This is a genomic window from Micromonospora sp. NPDC047187 (assembly GCF_040643355.1).
GTDB lineage: Bacteria > Actinomycetota > Actinomycetes > Mycobacteriales > Micromonosporaceae > Micromonospora > Micromonospora salmantinae.
In genome coordinates this window covers 38,008-55,592 of the sequence record NZ_JBEYUF010000009.1, presented here as the reverse complement: position 1 = coordinate 55,592, position 17,585 = coordinate 38,008, and the positions used below count along the sequence as shown (strand labels likewise).

16 protein-coding genes are annotated in these 17,585 nt (G+C 69.9%); 8 read left to right on the top strand and 8 right to left on the bottom strand.

Going from position 1 to position 17,585, the window contains the following annotated elements; translation table 11 throughout:
* Window positions 1-101 precede the first annotated feature (101 nt).
* Entirely contained in the window at window positions 102-1,052 is a 951-nt protein-coding gene (locus ABZ794_RS16910) for a malate dehydrogenase (RefSeq protein ID WP_112583765.1), read from the bottom strand.
* Window positions 1,053-1,191: 139 nt separating this feature from the next.
* Window positions 1,192-2,052: a bifunctional methylenetetrahydrofolate dehydrogenase/methenyltetrahydrofolate cyclohydrolase gene (locus tag ABZ794_RS16905; RefSeq protein ID WP_088950132.1), complete on the bottom strand. Its 861-nt coding sequence runs from the start codon at window positions 2,050-2,052 to the stop codon at window positions 1,192-1,194.
* A 481-nt stretch (window positions 2,053-2,533) separates the two neighbouring features.
* On the opposite strand from ABZ794_RS16905, the gene ABZ794_RS16900 reads away from it, so the two are divergent.
* The 5 genes from ABZ794_RS16900 (at window position 2,534) to ABZ794_RS16880 (ending at window position 8,324) form a co-directional block, all read left to right on the top strand.
* Window positions 2,534-4,135 (top strand): ABC transporter substrate-binding protein, encoded by a 1,602-nt coding sequence (locus ABZ794_RS16900; protein WP_210783391.1) that lies wholly within the window; start codon window positions 2,534-2,536, stop codon window positions 4,133-4,135.
* Between the two features lie 197 nt (window positions 4,136-4,332).
* A complete protein-coding gene (locus tag ABZ794_RS16895) occupies window positions 4,333-5,271 on the top strand; it encodes an ABC transporter permease (RefSeq protein WP_091406336.1) in 939 nt (312 codons plus the stop codon).
* A gap of 42 nt (window positions 5,272-5,313) precedes the next feature.
* Window positions 5,314-6,270 carry an ABC transporter permease gene (locus ABZ794_RS16890; protein ID WP_145789084.1) on the top strand — a complete coding sequence of 319 codons (957 nt, stop codon included), beginning with the start codon at window positions 5,314-5,316 and terminating at the stop codon, window positions 6,268-6,270.
* A gap of 7 nt (window positions 6,271-6,277) precedes the next feature.
* Window positions 6,278-7,309 carry an ABC transporter ATP-binding protein gene (locus ABZ794_RS16885; RefSeq protein WP_210783389.1) on the top strand — a complete coding sequence of 344 codons (1,032 nt, stop codon included), beginning with the start codon at window positions 6,278-6,280 and terminating at the stop codon, window positions 7,307-7,309.
* Entirely contained in the window at window positions 7,290-8,324 is a 1,035-nt protein-coding gene (locus tag ABZ794_RS16880) for a dipeptide ABC transporter ATP-binding protein (protein ID WP_357516171.1), read from the top strand. The genes ABZ794_RS16885 and ABZ794_RS16880 overlap by 20 nt, the downstream gene beginning before the upstream one ends.
* A gap of 117 nt (window positions 8,325-8,441) precedes the next feature.
* Here the strand turns inward: ABZ794_RS16880 and purH are convergent, their stop codons facing one another.
* A complete protein-coding gene (purH, locus tag ABZ794_RS16875; RefSeq protein WP_357516169.1) occupies window positions 8,442-10,013 on the bottom strand; it encodes a bifunctional phosphoribosylaminoimidazolecarboxamide formyltransferase/IMP cyclohydrolase in 1,572 nt (523 codons plus the stop codon).
* Window positions 10,010-10,630, bottom strand: coding sequence for a phosphoribosylglycinamide formyltransferase (gene purN, locus ABZ794_RS16870; RefSeq protein WP_112583771.1), 621 nt, complete (start codon window positions 10,628-10,630; stop codon window positions 10,010-10,012). The genes purH and purN overlap by 4 nt, the downstream gene beginning before the upstream one ends.
* 289 nt (window positions 10,631-10,919) lie before the next feature.
* Here purN and ABZ794_RS16865 point away from each other — a divergent pair, with 289 nt between their 5' ends.
* Window positions 10,920-11,474, top strand: coding sequence for a DUF4190 domain-containing protein (locus tag ABZ794_RS16865; RefSeq protein WP_210783383.1), 555 nt, complete (start codon window positions 10,920-10,922; stop codon window positions 11,472-11,474).
* A 95-nt stretch (window positions 11,475-11,569) separates the two neighbouring features.
* Here the strand turns inward: ABZ794_RS16865 and ABZ794_RS16860 are convergent, their stop codons facing one another.
* Complete coding sequence (locus ABZ794_RS16860) at window positions 11,570-12,859, bottom strand: DUF6350 family protein (protein ID WP_357516168.1); 1,290 nt, start codon at window positions 12,857-12,859, stop codon at window positions 11,570-11,572.
* Window positions 12,860-13,059: 200 nt separating this feature from the next.
* On the opposite strand from ABZ794_RS16860, the gene ABZ794_RS16855 reads away from it, so the two are divergent.
* Complete coding sequence (locus tag ABZ794_RS16855) at window positions 13,060-13,326, top strand: DUF4190 domain-containing protein (protein ID WP_196919730.1); 267 nt, start codon at window positions 13,060-13,062, stop codon at window positions 13,324-13,326.
* A 60-nt stretch (window positions 13,327-13,386) separates the two neighbouring features.
* Here the strand turns inward: ABZ794_RS16855 and sucD are convergent, their stop codons facing one another.
* The 3 genes from sucD to ABZ794_RS16840 form a co-directional block, all read right to left on the bottom strand.
* Window positions 13,387-14,274, bottom strand: coding sequence for a succinate--CoA ligase subunit alpha (gene sucD, locus ABZ794_RS16850; RefSeq protein WP_357516166.1), 888 nt, complete (start codon window positions 14,272-14,274; stop codon window positions 13,387-13,389).
* 2 nt (window positions 14,275-14,276) lie between these two features.
* On the bottom strand, window positions 14,277-15,455 hold the full coding sequence (gene sucC, locus ABZ794_RS16845) for an ADP-forming succinate--CoA ligase subunit beta (protein WP_210783377.1): 1,179 nt from the start codon (window positions 15,453-15,455) through the stop codon (window positions 14,277-14,279).
* Window positions 15,456-15,886: 431 nt separating this feature from the next.
* Window positions 15,887-16,291, bottom strand: a complete 405-nt coding sequence (locus ABZ794_RS16840) for a cobalamin B12-binding domain-containing protein (RefSeq protein WP_030491849.1) — start codon at window positions 16,289-16,291, stop codon at window positions 15,887-15,889.
* Between the two features lie 486 nt (window positions 16,292-16,777).
* Between ABZ794_RS16840 and ABZ794_RS16835 the strand changes: the two genes are divergently transcribed.
* Window positions 16,778-17,485, top strand: a complete 708-nt coding sequence (locus tag ABZ794_RS16835) for a M23 family metallopeptidase (RefSeq protein WP_210783373.1) — start codon at window positions 16,778-16,780, stop codon at window positions 17,483-17,485.
* Window positions 17,486-17,585: the final 100 nt, after the last annotated feature.

Genomic DNA, 17,585 nt, shown 5'->3' with positions numbered 1-17,585 from the left:
GACCCCGTCTCCCCGGGCTCGGGGGGGGGGGGGTGGGGGGTGGTGGTCGGCCGGGCGGTCACCGCCGCGCGGCCCTTCGCTGGTGCTGTGGTTCGGGGGAACTACATGCTGGAGATGTCGCCCTGCTTGGCGCGGACGGCTTCGGCGGCCTCCAGGAGGCTGGCGCGCTCGTCGGCGTCCAGGTCGGTCTCGACGACCCGCTTGACGCCCTCGGCGCCGATCTCGGCCTCGACACCCAGGTAGACACCGGAGATGCCGTACTCGCCGTCGACCCAGGCGCAGACCGGCATGACCTCGCCGGAGTCCTCCGCGACGGCCTTCGCCATCCGGGCCGCGGCGGCGGACGGGGCGTAGTAGGCCGACCCGGTCTTGAGCAGCGCGACCACCTCGGCGCCACCGTTGCGGGTCTTGACGACCAGTTCCTCGATCTGCTCGGCCGGCATGGCGTCGCGCAGCGGCTTGCCGTTGACGGTGCTCTTCGACGGCACCGGGACCATGGTGTCGCCGTGCGAGCCCAGGGTCAGCGTGCGGACCGAGGCCACCGGAACGTTCAGCGCCTCGGCGACGAAGTTGCTGAACCGCGCGGTGTCGAGCATGCCGGCCTGGCCGAGCACCCGGTTCTTCGGGAACTGGGTGGCGAGCTGGGCCAGCGCGGTCATCTCGTCCAGCGGGTTGGAGACCACGATGACGACGGCGTTCGGGGCGTACTTGGCGACGTTCTCGGCGACCTGGCGGACGATCTTGGCGTTGGTCTCCAGCAGGTCCATCCGGCTCATGCCGGGCTTGCGCGGCAGACCAGCGGTGATCACGACGACGTCGGAGCCCTCGATGCTCTCGTAGCCCTCACCGTTGGGGCCGGTGGTCACGCCGACCACCTTCGTCTCGAAGCCCTCGATGGCCCGGGACTGGTTGAGGTCGAGCGCGAGGCCCGCAGGCTTGCCCTCCACGATGTCGGTGATCACTACGGTGTCGAAGACGTCGTACTCGGCCAGGCGCTGTGCGGTGGTGGAGCCGTAGAAGCCAGCCCCGACGACAGTGACCTTCTTACCCATGGTCGTCCCACTCCCTGATACCAGTCGGTTTTCCGGACCGTATCAGTCATCCTGGCACCGATCAGGCCAGGGGCGGCGGCCATCGCCGGGATGGGGCGAACGTCACCGCCGTCCTGGTTCGGCGCCGCCGATGTGCGGGTCAGCCGCGCTCGGCGCGCTCGACGACGTTGGTGAGCAGCATGGCCCGGGTCATCGGGCCCACGCCGCCGGGCATGGGGACCAGCGCGCCGGCCGTCTCGGCCACCTCCGGGTCCACGTCGCCGGTGTAGCGGCCCTTGCCGTCCGCGCCGATCACGCGGGTGATGCCGACGTCCACCACCACAGCGCCGGGGTTGATCATGTCGGCGGTGAGCAGACCCGGTACGCCGGCCGCGACGATGACGATGTCGGCGGCCCGGGTGTGCGAGGCGAGGTCGAGGGTGCCGGTGTGGCAGAGGGTGACAGTGGCGTTCTCGCTGCGCCTGGTGAGCAGCAGGCCGAGCGGTCGGCCAACCGTGTTGCCGCGACCGACCACCGCGACGGTGGCCCCGCGCAGCGCCACGTCGTGCCGGCGGAGCAACTCGACGATGCCGCGCGGCGTGCACGGCAGCGGACCGTCGTAGCCGAGCACGAGCCGACCCAGGTTGACCGGGTGCAGGCCGTCGGCGTCCTTGTCCGGGTCGATCAACTCCAGCACCCGCTGGGTGTCCAGGTGGGCCGGCAGCGGCAGCTGAACGATGTAGCCGTGGCACGCCGGGTCGGCGTTCAGCTCGGCCAGCACGTCGTCGACCTGCTGTTGGGTGGCGTCGGCAGGCAGTTCGCGGCGGATCGAGGCGATGCCCACCTCGGCGCAGTCGCGGTGCTTGCCGTTGACGTACGCCTGGCTGCCCGGGTCCGCCCCGACCAGGACCGTGCCGAGCCCTGGAGTGATGCCGCGTTCCGCGAGTGCCTTCACCCGGATGCGCAGCTCGTCCTTGATCTCCGCTGCGGTTGCCTTGCCGTCCAGAAGCGTCGCCGTCACGACCAGATCGTCTCACGGCCACCGCCTGCGGATCAGACGACCTCGCTCGGGCCGTCCGCCGTCCGCTTCGGTGGGGCGGTCATCGGGCGGGCCGGCCACGGTGTGGTGACCGCCGCTGGGGTAACCGTGTGTGAGGTGTTGCTAGTCACTTTCGGTGACGATCTGTGGGTTCGATCACGGTCGAACCAGACAGGCCGAGTCGGTACTGCGGAGACCGGACGCCTGCCCCAGGCGGCGCTGGGACGGCCGAGCGGGGCCAAACGCGCCGTCAACCATCGCGATTTCCGCAGGCCACCGCCGCTAAACCCGGCCTGGGCTAGCAGATTCGCTCGTCCCCGACAAGAGGGGCACCCCCGGACCGTTACTCACTCGCAACCGCGTCGTTGTCGAAGGCCCGTCGCCGACCTACCGTTACCGCTTGTTGCGCAGCGTAACCCAGCGTCGGGCCTGACTGCGCAGCGTGAGGAGATGAGGAGGCTCAATGCGAGTTCGTAGACTCGCCGCCTGGACCGCCCTCCCGCTCGCGGTGACGCTGGGCCTCGCGGCCTGCGGCAGCGGCGGAGACGGTGGATCCGGTGGCAGCGACAGTTCGGTGGTCAGCATTCAGATCGCCGAGCCGAAGCACCTGGTTCCCACAAACACCACCGAGGTGTCCGGCGCGCAGGTGCTCACCGGCCTGTTCAGCCCGCTCGTCGACTACGACGCCCAGAACAAGCCGTACGAGGTCGCCGCGCAGTCGATCACCTCGTCCGACAACAAGGTCTGGACGATCAAGCTCAAGGACGGCTTCACCTTCCACAACGGCGAGAAGGTCACGTCCGAGGACTACGTCAACGCGTGGAACTACGGCGCGTACGCCCCCAACGGTCAGGACAGCAACTACTTCTTCGAGAAGATCGCTGGCTACGCGGACCTGCAGGGCAAGACGCCCAAGGCCAAGGAGATGTCCGGTCTGAAGAAGGTCGACGACCTCACCTTCACCGTGACGCTCTCCGAGCCGTACATCGACTTCAAGACGGTGCTCGGTTACACCTCGTTCTACCCGATGCCGGACGCCGCATTCTCGGCCCCGGGTGTGCTCAAGGACTCCTACGAGCAGGCGCCGATCGGGCAGGGCCCCTTCAAGATGAAGGGCACCTGGCAGCACGACAGCAAGATCGACGTCGAGCGCTACGACGCGTACCCGGGCGAGAAGCCCAAGGTCAAGAACATCGAGTTCCGGATCTACCAGCAGCTCACCGCGGCCTACGCGGACGTCCTGGCGGACAACCTGGACGTGCTGCCCACGATCCCGACCGAGAGCCTGAGCACCGCGCCGAGCGACCTGGGTGACCGGTACAGGACCAGCCCGATGTCGTCGTTCCAGTTCCTCGCGTTCCCGACGTTCGACAAGGACTACAGCAGCCCGGACGTGCGCAAGGCCATCTCGATGGCGATCGACCGTGACGAGATCACCAAGTCGGTCTTCAAGGGTTCGCAGACGTCGGCGCGTTCGTTCGTCTCGCCGGTCCTGCCGGGCTACCGGGAGAACACCGCGGGCAAGGCCGCCGAGTTCAACCCGACCGAGGCCAAGAAGCTCTACCAGGCCGCCGGCGGTCCGTCGAAGATCGTCATCTCGTACAACGGCGACGGCGGGCACAAGGACTGGGTCGACGCCACTGTCAACCAGCTCAAGGCCAACCTGGGCGTCGACGCGGTCGGCTCGGCCGAGCCGAAGTTCGCCGACCTGCTGACCAAGGTCGAGAAGAAGACGCCGGTGGGTGCGTTCCGGATGGGTTGGGTCATGGACTACCCGACCATGGAGGACTACCTCGGCCCGCTGTACAGCACGAACGGCTCGTCGAACTACTACGGCTACAGCAACCCGGAGTTCGACAAGCTGGTCAAGGAGGGTTCCGCCGCCAAGACGCAGGACGAGGCGATCGCCAAGTACCAGCAGGCGGAGGACATCCTGGCCAAGGACATGCCGGTGATCCCGCTCCGCTTCGGCGAGAACGTGTTCGGCCACTCGTCCAAGGTCAAGAACGTGGAGATGGACCTGTTCCAGCGGGTCAACCTCGTCAAGATCGAAGCAGCCAGCTGAGCTGACCATGGTGCGGGCCATCCGGGCGACGACGCCCGGGTGGCCCGGACCGCACCACCGGGGCCGGGCCGCAGCAGCGTGCCCGGCGTCGGTGGTGCCGGCTCCCCCGGGCCGGACGGCACGTCTCGGATATTTCGGGTACGACCAGAGATGCCGTCCTGCGACCCTTTCGCACATTTCCGGAGAGACTGCTAAGCATGTTCCGCTACATCCTGCGGCGCCTACTGCAGATGGTCCTGGCGTTCTTCGGGACCACCCTGATCGTCTACGCGCTGACATTCGCCGGGCAGGGCGACCCGATCCAGGCGCTCGCCGGCGAACGGCCGGTGACGCCAGCCCAACGGGCCTACCTGACCGAGAAGTACAACCTGGATCAGACGGGCGTCGGCGGCTTCTTCTACCGCTACTTCGACTACGTGAAGGACCTGCTCCAGGGCAACCTGGGCGAGTCGCTCACCGGTCGGAGCATCGGAGACATCCTCCAGCAGGCCTGGCCGGTCACCGTGCGGCTCGCGCTCATCGCGCTCGCCGTGGCGATCATCTTCGGCGTCACCGCCGGGGTGCTCGCCGGCATCCGCCGGGCCAGCATCTTCGACAACTCGACGCTGGTGCTGACCCTGCTGGTGCTGGGCATCCCGACCATCGTGCTGGCGCCGCTGGCGCAGTACTTCCTGGGCGTCAAGTGGCAGCTCTTCCCACCCACCGCCGGCTCCGACCCGACGTTCTACGCGCTCCTGCTGCCGGGCATCGTGCTCGGCTCGCTGTCGCTGGCGACCGCCCTGCGACTCACCCGGGCCTCGGTGGCGGAGAACCTGCGCGCCGACTACGTCCGGACCGCCCGGTCCAAGGGTCTGGTCAAGCGGCGCATCGTCGTCGTCCACGTGCTGCGCAACTCGCTGATCCCGGTGGTCACCTTCCTCGGTGTGGAACTGGGCAACCTGATGAGCGGCGCGATCATCACCGAGGGCGTCTTCAACATCCCCGGCGTGGGCTTCAACCTCTTCCGCGGCATCCGCACCGAGGACGGCCCCCTGGTGGTGGGCATCGTCAGCGTGCTCGTCGTGGTCTACCTGGTCTCGAACCTGGTGGTGGACGTCCTGTACGCCGTACTCGACCCGAGGATCCGCTATGAGTGAGCGCAGCGACAGTGCCGGCGCCGAGCGCAGCGAGGTGCAGGCATGAGTGACTTTGAGACCGTGGCGGCCACCGAGAACCAGGCCGCGCGACGGGGCCCCTCGGGGGAGCCGGGCACGCCCAATCAGGTCGGCGCCGCGAACAAGCCCCGCAGCCTGGCCGGGGACGCCTGGCGCGACCTGCGCCGCAACCCGATCTTCTGGATCTCGCTGGCACTGGTCGTCATCTTCACCCTGATGGCGCTACTCCCGGGGGTCTTCACGGCCAACAACCCGAACGACTGCCTGCTCTCCCGGCAGCACGCCGGGCCGTCCGGCGGGGCCATTTTCGGGTACGACTTCCAGGGCTGCGACACGTACTCCCGGGCGGTCTACGGCACCAGGGCGTCGCTGCTGGTGGGTGCGCTCGCCGCGTTGGGCACCGGCATCATCGCGCTGGTGGTCGGCATGCTGGCCGGTTACTTCGGCCGCTGGGTCGACGCGGTGCTCTCCCGGGTGATCGACGTGGTGCTCGGCATTCCGCTGCTGCTGGCCGCGATCGTGCTGCTCAAGCGGGTGTCCAGTGACAGCCAGGCGGCTCGGATCGGCGCTGTCGTCTTCGTGTTGGCTCTCCTCGGCTGGACCACGGCCGCCCGCGTGGTCCGGTCCTCGGTGATCACCGCGAAGGAGCAGGACTACGTCGCGGCGGCCCGGATGCTCGGCGCCGGCAACAGCCGGATCATGTGGCGGCACATCCTGCCGAACTCGCTGGCCCCGGCGATCGTCGTACTGACCATCGCGCTCGGCTCCTTCATCGCGGCCGAGGCGACGCTGTCCTTCCTCGGCATCGGCCTGAAGGCGCCCACCATCTCGTGGGGCCAGGACATCGACACCGGCCGGATCCACATGCGGGAGGCGGCCACCCCGTTGATCGTCCCGTCGGCCTTCCTGGCGCTGACCGTGCTGGCGTTCATCATGCTCGGCGACGCGATCCGTGACGCCTTCGACCCGAAGCTGCGGTGAGAACACCATGACCGTCAATCCAACTCCCGCCTCTGCCACACCTGAGGGCGGTCACCTGCTGGAGCTGCGGGACCTGCACGTCGAGTTCCGCACCAACGAAGGTGTCGCCCGGGTGATCAACGGTGTGTCGTACCACCTGGACGCTGGCGAGACCCTTGCCGTGCTCGGCGAATCCGGCTCGGGCAAGTCGGTCACCGCCCAGGCGATCATGGGAATCCTGGACACCCCGCCCGCGTTCGTCCGCTCCGGCCAGATCCTCTACCGGGGTGAGGACCTGCTCACCCGCTCCGAGGAGCAACGCCGGCAGGTACGCGGCAAGGAGATCGCGATGATCTTCCAGGACGCGCTCTCCGCCCTCAACCCGGTCTTCCCGGTCGGCTGGCAGATCGGTGAGACGCTGCGCCAGCGTGCCGGCATGTCCCGGGCCGACGCTCGACGTCGGGCCGTCGAGCTGATGGACCTGGTCAAGATCCCGGGTGCCGCCAAGCGGATCGGCGACTACCCGCACCAGTTCTCCGGCGGCATGCGGCAGCGCGTCATGATCGCCATGGCGTTGGCGCTGGACCCGAAGGTGCTGATCGCCGACGAGCCCACCACGGCCCTCGACGTGACAGTGCAGGCCCAGATCATGGACCTGCTGGCCGACCTGCGCCGGGAACTCAACATGGCGATGATCCTGATCACCCACGACCTGGGTGTGGTCGCCGGTGTCGCGGACCGGATCGCTGTCATGTACGCCGGCCGGATCGTCGAGCACGCCGACGTCCGCTCGCTCTACAAGGCGCCCGCCCACCCGTACACCAAGGGGTTGTTGGAGTCGATCCCGCGCCTGGACGTTCGCGGCCAGGAACTGTCGACGATCAAGGGGTTGCCGCCGAACCTGATGCGCATCCCGTCCGGCTGCCCGTTCCACCCCCGGTGCCCGTACGTCCAGCAGGTCTGCGTGGACGAGGTGCCGCACGACCTGGTCCTCGGCGACGGCCGGACCAGCGCTTGCCACTTCGCGCAGGAGGTCCGTGATGACAGCGTCGCCCGCTAACCCCACCAAGGTCCGCGGCGAGACCATCCTCTCCGTCTACAACCTGGTGAAGCACTTCCCGATCACTCAGGGCGTGCTGTTCCAGCGGCAGATCGGGGCGGTGAAGGCCGTCGACGGGGTGAGCTTCGAGCTGCGTCGGGGTGAGACGCTCGGCGTGGTCGGCGAGTCCGGCTGCGGCAAGTCCACCCTCGCCCGGCTGCTGATGCGGTTGGAGACGCCCACCTCCGGACGCGCCACCCTGGAGGGCAAGGACCTGTTCAAGGCTTCCGGGGCTGAGCTGCGCCGGCTGCGCCGCAACATGCAGATGGTGATGCAGGACCCGTACACCTCGCTGAACCCGCGGATGACCGTCGGCGACATCATCGGCGAGCCGTTCGAGATCCACCCGGATGCCGCGCCGAAGGGCAGCAAGGCCAAGCGGGTCCAGGAGCTGTTGGACCTGGTCGGGCTCAACCCGGAGCACATCAACCGGTACCCACACCAGTTCTCCGGCGGTCAGCGTCAGCGCATCGGCATCGCCCGCGCCCTCGCGCTGAAGCCCGAGGTGATCGTCTGCGACGAGCCGGTGTCGGCGCTCGACGTCTCCATCCAGGCCCAGGTGATCAACCTGCTCAAGCAGTTGCAGGGCGAGCTGGGGCTCTCGTACATCTTCATCGCGCACGACCTGTCGGTGGTGCGGCACATCGCCGACCGCGTCGCGGTGATGTACCTCGGCCGGATCGTCGAGATCGGCACCGAGGACGAGATCTACGAGCGGGCCACCCACCCGTACACCCAGGCTCTGCTCTCTGCCGTGCCGGTGCCGGACCCGGAGGCCCGCGACCAGCGCAACATGATCCGGCTGGTCGGCGACGTGCCCAGCCCGGCCGACCCGCCGAGCGGGTGCCACTTCCGGACCCGCTGCTGGAAGGCCCAGGACATCTGTGCCGTCGAAGACCCGGCGACGGTCCCGCGGGCAGCCGACCCCCACCCCTCCGCCTGCCACTTCGCCGAACTCCGCCCCACCCCGGCCTGACCGCGCCGGACCCCTGCGGTTGATCATGAAGTTATTGCCCTGACACGCCGACGTGCGGGGCAACAACTTCATGATCGACGGGGTCGAGCGCCGGTGGGACGGGGAGCCGGGGTGGGGTTAGTGGTAGAAGTGGCGGGTGCCGGTTAGGTACATGGTTACGTTGGCCTTCTTGGCCGCTTCGATGACTTCTTCGTCGCGGATGGAGCCGCCGGGCTGCACGATGGCGCGGACACCGGCGTCGATGAGGATCTGCGGGCCGTCGGCGAACGGGAAGAACGCGTCCGAGGCGGCGACCGAGCCGCGGGCCCGGTCGGCGCCGGCGCGGCTGACCGCGAGCTGCGCCGAGTCGACCCGGTTGACCTGGCCCATGCCCACGCCGACGGTGGCGCCGTCCTTGGCGAGCAGGATCGCGTTGCTCTTCACCGCGCGGACCGCCCGCCAGGCGAACGCGAGGTCCCGCAGCAGCTCCTCGTCGGCGGCCTCGCCGGTAACCAACTGCCAACTCGCCGGGTCGTCGCCGGGGGCGTTCACCCGGTCGGCGACCTGGGCCAGCACACCACCGGTCACCGGCCGCAACTCCACCAGCGCCGGCTTCCAGGCCGGTGCCCGCAACAGCCGGATGTTCTTCTTGCCCTGCAACACCTCGACCGCGCCCTCGTCGAAGCCGGGGGCGACCACCACCTCGGTGAAGATCTCGGCGACCTGCCGGGCCAACTCGACCGAGACCGACCGGTTGACAGCGATGACACCGCCGTACGCCGACACCGGGTCGCAGGCGTGCGCCCGGCGGTGCGCCTCGGCGACGTCCGCGCCGACCGCGATGCCGCACGGGTTGGCGTGCTTGATGATCGCCACCGCCGGCTGGTCGGCGAAGTCGTTCGCGGCCCGCCAGGCGGCGTCGGCGTCGACGTAGTTGTTGTACGACATCTCCTTGCCGTGCAGCTGCTCGGCCTGGGCCAGCCCGGCCGGGGCGTCCGGGTCGGTGTAGAGCGCGGCGGGCTGGTGCGGGTTCTCGCCGTAGCGCAGCGCTGTCGACTTGCGCAGCGCCAGCCCGGCGAACTGCGGCCACCAGTCGTCGGCCGGGGCCAACTCCTGGGCGCACCACTGGGCCACCGCGACGTCGTACTCGGCGATGTCGGCGAACGCCCGAGCGGCCAGCGCACGACGCTGGGCCATTGTGAAGCCACCCTCGCTGAGCGCGCCGAGCAACGCCGGATAACCGGCCGGGTCGGTGAGCACGGCGACCGAGGCGTGGTTCTTGGCGGCGGCCCGCACCATGGCCGGACCACCGATGTCGATCTGCTCCACGCACTCCTCGACGTCGGCGCCGGAGGCGACGGTCGCCTGGAAGGGGTAGAGGTTGGAGACCAGCAGGTCGAACGCCGCCACGCCCAACTCGTCGAGCTGCGCCACGTGCGTGTCCTTGCGCAGGTCCGCGAGGAGACCCGCGTGCACCTTCGGGTGCAGGGTCTTCACCCGGCCGTCGAGCACCTCGGGGAACCCGGTCACCGTCTCCACCGACGTCACCGGCACCCCGGCTGCCGCGATGGTGCCCGCCGTGCTGCCGGTGGACACGATCTCCACACCGGCCGCGTGCAGGGCCTGAGCCAGCTCGACCAGCCCGGTCTTGTCGTAGACGCTGACCAGCGCCCGCCTGATCGGGCGGCGCCCGTCCTGAGTGGGACTCACGGAACCGTGACCTTCCTTCCGGTGATGGTCCAGCCTTCACGGACCAGCCGACCGACCTGCTCGACGAGCTGGCGTCGCTCGGCTTCCTTGATGCGCTCGGTGAGCGTGTCGACGTCGTCGTCGTCCAGCACCGGCACCGCGACCTGCGCGACGATCGGCCCGGTGTCCATGCCGGCGTCGACGAAGAAGAGGGTGGCTCCGGTGAGCTTCACGCCGTAGGCGAGGGCGTCACGCGGGCCGTGGATGCCGGGAAACGCCGGCAGCAGCGTGTTGTGGGTGTTCAGGTAGCGGTCACCGAAGGCGGCGAGGAAGTGCGGGCCGACCAGCTTGAGGAAACCGGCGGAGATGACCAGGTCGGGTTGGTGCTTCGCGACGTGCGCGGTGAGCGCGCGGTCCCAGTCTTCCCGGGTGTCGTGGTCGCGGACCCGCTCGACGAAGGTCGGCACCCCCGCCGCTTCGGCCCGGTCCAGGCCCGCGATGCCGTCGCGGTCCGCGCCGACCGCGACGACCTGTGCGCCGTACGCGGGGTCGGCGGCGGCATCCAGCAGCGACTGAAGGTTGCTCCCGGAGCCGGAGATGAGGACGACGATGCGGGCGACAGGCGCGGGCTCGGTCACCGGGCCACCCTATCGGGCAGGTCAGGGACACCCTTCGACTGGGCGGTACGCCGATCTTCGGCAGTGCCGACGTGCGTCGACCCGGTACGCTGCCGCTCGCTCGGGCCGAACGCCGCGCCGGCCCACACACCGCCCCTGATCCGGCACACCAAGCGGTTGACAAGGGCCTTTTGCCTGCTTTGGGAGACATGTCGTCCTGTTGCTGTACTGGGCTTTGGGAGGACTGACCGCGATCATGGATGGAAACAAAGAGCACCAACTGACGGAACCAGTCCAAGGAGCTTCTCGAATGCAGCCCGGTAACCCCGGTCAGGACCCGTACGGCCAGCAGCCCAACCAGGACCCGACCGCTCCCCAGCCGCCGGCCGCCCCGTACGGCCAGCAGCCCACCTCCGGCCAGCCGTACGGTCAGCAGCCGCAGGACCCGTACGCCGCGCCGCAGGCCCCGTACGGTCAGCAGCCCACCTCGGGGCAGCCGTACGGTCAGCAGCCGCCGTACCAGGACCCGTACGCGCAGCAGCAGCCCCCGTACGGCGCCGGCCCGACCTACCCGAACGCCGGGTACCCGCAGGCACAGGGGCAGAACAACACCCTCGGCCTGGTGTCGATGATCCTCGGTATCGCGTCGATCCCGCTGATCTGCTGCCTCTACCTGGGCATCCCGGTCGGCATCGCGGGCATCGTGACCGGCTACCTCGCCAAGCAGAAGGTGGCCCAGGGCCAGGCCAACAACGCCGGCCAGGCCAAGGCCGGTCTGATCTGCGGCGCGGTTGGCGTCGGGCTGGGCATCCTGCTGCTCATCCTGAGCGTCGTGGCGCAGGTCAACCTGCCCACCCAGCCCTGACGGGCTCGGATTCGACGGGGCGCTCCGGGTTCCACCCGGGGCGCCCCGCGCTCGTCTACAGCGCGGGTCGACAGGTCAGCGCCCGGGTGGCGGCTCTACTGCGCGGGACCGCGGCTCAGCGCCCGGGTGGCGGCGGCGCCGAGCAGCGCGCCGACCGCTATGACACCGGCCGCCACCGCCCCGACCTGCCAACCCACCGGCCCGACCTGGGACAGCCGACCGACGCCGAGCGGCCCGCCGGAGACCGCTGCGGCCGCCCCGAGCACCACCCCGGCCACCGGCCCGGCCAGCACCGCCGGCGCCAGCAACTCGGCCCAGCGCTGCGCGGCCCGCTCCGGCACGGCGAGTCGAGCCACCCGCCGGGCGAGCAGCCAACCGGCGACCATCCCGGCGAGCACCGGCACCGCGAGCAGCAGGGTGCCGAAGCCGTCCACCGGGCCACGCGGCAGGCCAGCGAGCAGCGGCACGGCCGGCAGCGCGCCGACCGACACCTCGCTGGTACGGACCGCGGTGTCGGTCCCGACGGCGAACCCCGGCCCGAGCAGGTAACTGGTCGACCAGACCGCCGCGTTGGGCGCGTACGCGACGCTGACCAGAGTGATGCCGGCCTGCCCGGCGACTCCGGTCCGGTACGCCCCGATCATGTCGGCCGCGTCGCCGCCGCCGGTGGCCACCGCCAGGCCGGCTGCGCCCGCGCCCGCGCCGAGCAGCAGCAGCCCGGCCACCAGGCCGGTGCGAACCCCGTCGCGCACCGGGCCCGGAAGCTGGGTGACGAGCAGCCGGGTCACTGCGGTGATCCGGACCGCGCCGACCAGCGCGGCGAGTGTGCCGACCGCCGCGAACGTGGCGCCCGCCCGGATCAGCGACACATTCGGCCCACCCGTGCCGACCAGCACCGCCGCGAGCGCGCCGAGCAGCGCGTACGCGATGCCGACCGCTACCGCGGCGAGCAGTGCCCGGCGCGGTGAGCGGGTGTCGCGAGCACCGATCGCGCGGCTGACGTGCACGCCGGCGCGGGTCAGCCGCCAGAGCGCGAGCACTGTCAGCGCCAGCGGGACGAGCCCGAGTGGCCCGGTCTCGGTGTGCAGGGGCACGCCGTGCCCGAGCAGCCAGCCGGCCAGCGCGGTGCGCAGGGTGCCGGTCACTGTGGTGGAGTCCGCGCCGAGCTGCACCAGGCCGAGCACGATGGCGACCGGCAGGTAGGAGGTGAGGGCGGCCCAGCAGGCGGCCACCCCGGCGGCGACGGGCAACGGCGCCCGCCCGCGCGGCGACCCGCCCGCGCGAGGCGCGGGCACCCGCCGGGCCGGTGCGGCGCGGTCGACCGGCCGGTCGTCGGCGCTCACACCGCCGGGACGGCTGGGACGATCAGGGGTGACGGGGGACATCCGCTCTACTCTGGCACGTCGCGCGGGCGGTGGCAGTCCGTTAACCCCTCCTAAGGTCGGCGAGTTCACCGAACCGACGTCCTGCCCACCCGGGCCGGTCTAGCCTCGGCCCTGAGGGGGCGCGAGTCGCCGCCACCCGGGACGGGCCCGCCGGTCGCGGTCCGGGCCGGCACGTCGCCCATGACCGCTCGGAGGACGCTGTGACGACGCCATACCCGCCTCCCCCACCACCACCGGCCCGAGGACGCGACCGGACCACCCTCTGGGGCGTGCTGGGCATCGTGCTGGGGCTGATCTGCTGCGGCATCTTCGGCATCGTCTTCGGCTACCTGTCCATCCGCGACGCCCGGCGGTACGGGCAGTCCCCGCTGCTCGGTTACCTCGCCATCGCGTTCGGCGTGATCAACATCATCGGCGGGGCGATCCTGCGCTCGACCGGCAACTACCCGTTCTGGAACAACGACTGACGCGTACGCCGAAGGGGGTCGACCGTGACCGGTCGACCCCCTTCGTCATGCCTGACCGGCTCAGTTGCCGGACATGATCTCCCGCATCAGCTTCGCGGTCTCGGTCGGCGTCTTGCCGACCTTGACGCCGACGGCCTCCAGCGCCGCCTGCTTCGCCTCGGCGGTACCGGCGGAGCCGGAGATGATCGCCCCGGCGTGACCCATGGTCTTGCCGGGCGGAGCGGTGAAGCCGGCGATGTAGCCGACCACCGGCTTGGTGACGTTGGCCTTGATGAACTCGGCGGCCCGCTCCTCGGCGTCGCCACCGATCTCACCGATCATGACGATGGCGTCGGTATCCGGGTCGGCCTCGAACGCCGCGAGGGCGTCGATGTGGGTGGTCCCGATGATCGGGTCACCGCCGATGCCGACGCAGGTGGAGAAACCGATGTCGCGCAGCTCGTACATCATCTGGTAGGTCAGCGTGCCGCTCTTGCTGACCAGGCCGATCCGGCCGGAGCCGGTGATGTCGGCCGGGATGATGCCGGCGTTGGACGCGCCCGGCGAGGCGATGCCCGGGCAGTTCGGCCCGATGATCCGGGTCTGCTCGCCCTGCGCCACGTTGTACGCCCAGAACGAGGCGGTGTCGTGCACCGGGACGCCCTCGGTGATCACCACGGCCAGCGGGATCGCGGCGTCGATCGCCTCGACCACGGCGGCCTTGGTGAACTGCGGCGGCACGAAGATGACTGTGACGTCGGCCCCGGTCTCGGCCATCGCGTCCGCGACGGACGCGAAGACCGGCAGCTCGGTGCCGTCGAAGTCGACAGTCTGGCCCGCCTTGCGCGGGTTGACGCCACCCACCACGTTGGTGCCGGCGGCCAGCATCCGCCGGGTGTGCTTGGAACCCTCGGAACCGGTCATCCCCTGGACGATGACCTTCGAGTCCTTGGTCAGCCAGATAGCCATGATCAGACCCCCGCAGCTGCCAGCTCGGCGGCCCGCTCGGCCGCACCGTCCATGGTGTCCACCCGCTGCACGAGCGGGTTGTTCGCGCTGTCCAGGATCGCCCGGCCAGCCTCGGCGTTGTTGCCGTCGAGACGGACGACGAGCGGCTTGGTGACCTGCTCGCCGCGCTGCTCGAGCAGGGCCAACGCCTGGATGATGCCGTTGGCGACCTCGTCGCAGGCGGTGATGCCGCCGAAGACGTTGACGAAGACGCTCTTCACGGCCGGGTCGGACAGCACGATCTCCAGCCCGTTCGCCATCACTGCGGCGCTCGCGCCGCCGCCGATGTCGAGGAAGTTGGCCGGCTTGACGTTGCCGTGCCGCTCACCGGCGTACGCGACCACGTCGAGGGTCGACATGACCAGACCCGCGCCGTTGCCGATGATGCCGACCTCGCCGTCGAGCTTGACGTAGTTGAGGTCCTTGGCCTTGGCGGCCTGCTCCAGCGGGTCCACAGCGGCCTGGTCGACGAGCGCCTCGTGGTCCGGGTGCCGGAACCCCGCGTTCTCGTCGAGGCTGATCTTGGCGTCGAGCAGCAGCATCCGGCCGTCGCCGTTCTTGGCGAGCGGGTTGACCTCGACCAGGGTGGCGTCCTCGGCGACGAACGCCTGCCACAGGCCGACGGCGATCTCGACCACCTGGTCGGCGACCTCGGCCGGGAAGCCGGCAGCGGTCACGATCTCGCGGGCCTTGGCCTCGTCCACGCCCTTCACGGCGTCGATCGGGGCCTTCACGACCTTGTCGGGGGTCTCGGCGGCGACCTGCTCGATGTCCATGCCGCCGGCGACGCTGGCGATGCAGAGGAAGGTGCGGTTCGCCCGGTCGAGCAGGTACGAGAAGTAGTACTCCTCGGCCACGTCCGCGGTCACCGTGATCATGACCTTGTGGACGGTGTGACCCTTGATGTCCATGCCGAGGATGTCGGTGGCCCGGGCCACCGCCTCATCCGGGCCCTCGGCCAGTTTGACGCCGCCGGCCTTACCTCGGCCGCCGACCTTTACCTGCGCCTTGACGACCACACGGCCGCCAAGGCGTTCGGCGATCGCGCGGGCCTCTTCCGGGGTAGTGGCGACGCCGCCGGCCAGCACGGGCAAGCCGTGCCGCTCGAACAGGTCCCGCCCCTGGTACTCGTACAGGTCCACGATTGCGCGTCCCGTCCCGTCTCCGCGGCGCGCCGTCGCGCCGCCACCAGCGTTCAGAAAACAGTTTGACGCCTGTCATCAGTTGAAACAGGCCATTGGCCGCAGCCTAGCGAGGTCGGCACCACCGGCAACCGAGCGGGTGCACGGTGTGCGGTAATGCACAACCGGAGATCAGGTGTGGCCGGTTTCCGGCCATGACTCGGGTGGCATCCACCGTCCGGGCGATGTTGTCCGGCTTGCGTAACCCTGCCGTGGGGGCGTCGTTGAGTCAGATGTCGGAGCGCTGAACAGCGCAAAGACGGGATACGGCCGATGCCCTGTCGGTCGAGGGGTGGCGGCGGGGCATCGTGCATAGAGGGGCCGGACGTGTGAGGGGTGCGTCCGGCCCCTCCCCCGTGCCCAAAATCGGTGGCGCAGCAGACTGGCGTGCCTCAGGAAACCGGCTGGGCCACGTTCTGTCGGACCCACTCGACAATCGCCTGAGTGGTGGCGCCAGGCGTGAAGATCTTCGCGACGCCCAGCTTCTCCAACTCGGGAATGTCGCCGTTCGGAATGATGCCGCCACCGAACACGACGATGTCGCGGGCGTCCCGCTCACCGAGCAGTTCCAGCACCCGCCGGAAGAGCGTCATGTGCGCCCCGGAGAGCACTGACAGGCCGACCGCGTCGGCGTCCTCCTGGATGGCGGTCTCCACGATCTGCTCGGGAGTCTGGTGCAGGCCGGTGTAGACGACCTCCATCCCGGCATCCCGCAGGGCGCGCGCGACGACCTTCGCGCCCCGGTCGTGGCCGTCCAGGCCAGGCTTCGCGACGACGACCCGAATCCGAGAGCTCATCAGCGCACACCTTTCACCGGCTTGACCGCCTTCACCTTAACGAACGGTAACCCGGCGGGCCCGGCCCGGGAAATCCGGGCTCCGTCACCGGCCGTTACCCGGCGTGTCCACCGCGCAACCCGGAGAGGTCCGGCCTGGCGCCGTCACCGCTTCGTCGCCACCGCGCCGCCGGCAGGGCCGGGGACACCATCCCGACACTGCCCGGAGTCAAGCCGGACGACTCCGCCGGAACGGTCACGCTCGGCGACGAACGGGCAGCGACGGGGGCACCGTTCGGCGTCGCGATGCATGACAATCACGGACGCAAACGGACAGATCGACACGCCAATTTTTCCGTCTAGCTTGTGACTCGCCTGGCGGTTGGCTAACGTGTCCACGGTTGTCATCAGGTCCATGGACGGGTGACGACGCGGTCAGCGGACGTCTCACTGGACCTTCAGGGGACGCCCACCGGCCGCTTCGGAACCCCGACAACGGAGGGTGTGCGTGCGCCAGCGCCTGTCGTCTGAGCCCGATCGATATCGCGGTCGCCGCCGCGTACCCACCCCACCCCGCAGCCGTTACGCCGCTGTCGTCACCACCGCGTTCGTCGGTGCCGGCATCGTGGCCCTCGGCGCGAGCGCCCTGCCGGACGCCAAGGACGTCAGCCCGACGGTCCTCGACGAGCTCAAGCAGGCGTCGGTCACCAGCCAGGACGCCGCGGCCCGTGCGGACAACGCCGACCGCGCCTCCCGGGACAGCCGCAGCAAGGACAGCGTCGAGCGCGAGGTCTGGCTGCTGCCGCTGCAGGGCTACGACTTCAACTCCCCGTACGGCGTCCGCTGGGGCAAGATGCACACCGGCGTGGACCTGGTCGCCGGCGAGGGCACGCCCTACGTGGCGATCCACGACGGGTTGGTCACCAAGGCCGGCTGGTTCGGCGGGTACGGCAACGCGGTGATCGTCCAGCACGCCGACGGCAGCGAGGCCATCTACGGCCACTCCTCCGCGGTGAGCGTCAAGGAAGGCCAGCAGATCAAGGCGGGCGACCAGCTCGGCCTCGTGGGTCAGACCGGCCACGCGTACGGCACCCACCTGCACCTGGAGATCCATGTCAAGGGGCAGCCGATCGACCCGGTGCCGTTCCTCCAGGAACGCGGAGTGGACATCAAGCTGCAAGTCGAGGCAATCTACAGCGAGGTAGCCGCCGGCTGACGTTGTGTAACGACCGTTGACCGCCCGGATCTGTCGATCCGGGCGGTTTTTCGTTGCCTCGGCCGGGTGGATGTATCCCGGGTCACATCGGCGATTGTGA

What these genes read in the sequence shown, in the direction of transcription:
- ABZ794_RS16890 (WP_145789084.1), top strand. Translation starts at nt 5,314, where the DNA reads ATGAGTGACTTTGAGACCGTGGCGGCCACCGAGAACCAGGCCGCGCGA.
- ABZ794_RS16895 (WP_091406336.1), top strand. Translation starts at nt 4,333, where the DNA reads ATGTTCCGCTACATCCTGCGGCGCCTACTGCAGATGGTCCTGGCGTTC.
- ABZ794_RS16910 (WP_112583765.1), bottom strand. Translation starts at nt 1,052, where the DNA reads ATGGGTAAGAAGGTCACTGTCGTCGGGGCTGGCTTCTACGGCTCCACC.
- ABZ794_RS16860 (WP_357516168.1), bottom strand. Translation starts at nt 12,859, where the DNA reads ATGTCCCCCGTCACCCCTGATCGTCCCAGCCGTCCCGGCGGTGTGAGC.
- ABZ794_RS16885 (WP_210783389.1), top strand. Translation starts at nt 6,278, where the DNA reads ATGACCGTCAATCCAACTCCCGCCTCTGCCACACCTGAGGGCGGTCAC.
- ABZ794_RS16840 (WP_030491849.1), bottom strand. Translation starts at nt 16,291, where the DNA reads ATGAGCTCTCGGATTCGGGTCGTCGTCGCGAAGCCTGGCCTGGACGGC.
- ABZ794_RS16900 (WP_210783391.1), top strand. Translation starts at nt 2,534, where the DNA reads ATGCGAGTTCGTAGACTCGCCGCCTGGACCGCCCTCCCGCTCGCGGTG.
- ABZ794_RS16880 (WP_357516171.1), top strand. Translation starts at nt 7,290, where the DNA reads ATGACAGCGTCGCCCGCTAACCCCACCAAGGTCCGCGGCGAGACCATC.
- sucD (WP_357516166.1), bottom strand. Translation starts at nt 14,274, where the DNA reads ATGGCTATCTGGCTGACCAAGGACTCGAAGGTCATCGTCCAGGGGATG.
- ABZ794_RS16865 (WP_210783383.1), top strand. Translation starts at nt 10,920, where the DNA reads ATGCAGCCCGGTAACCCCGGTCAGGACCCGTACGGCCAGCAGCCCAAC.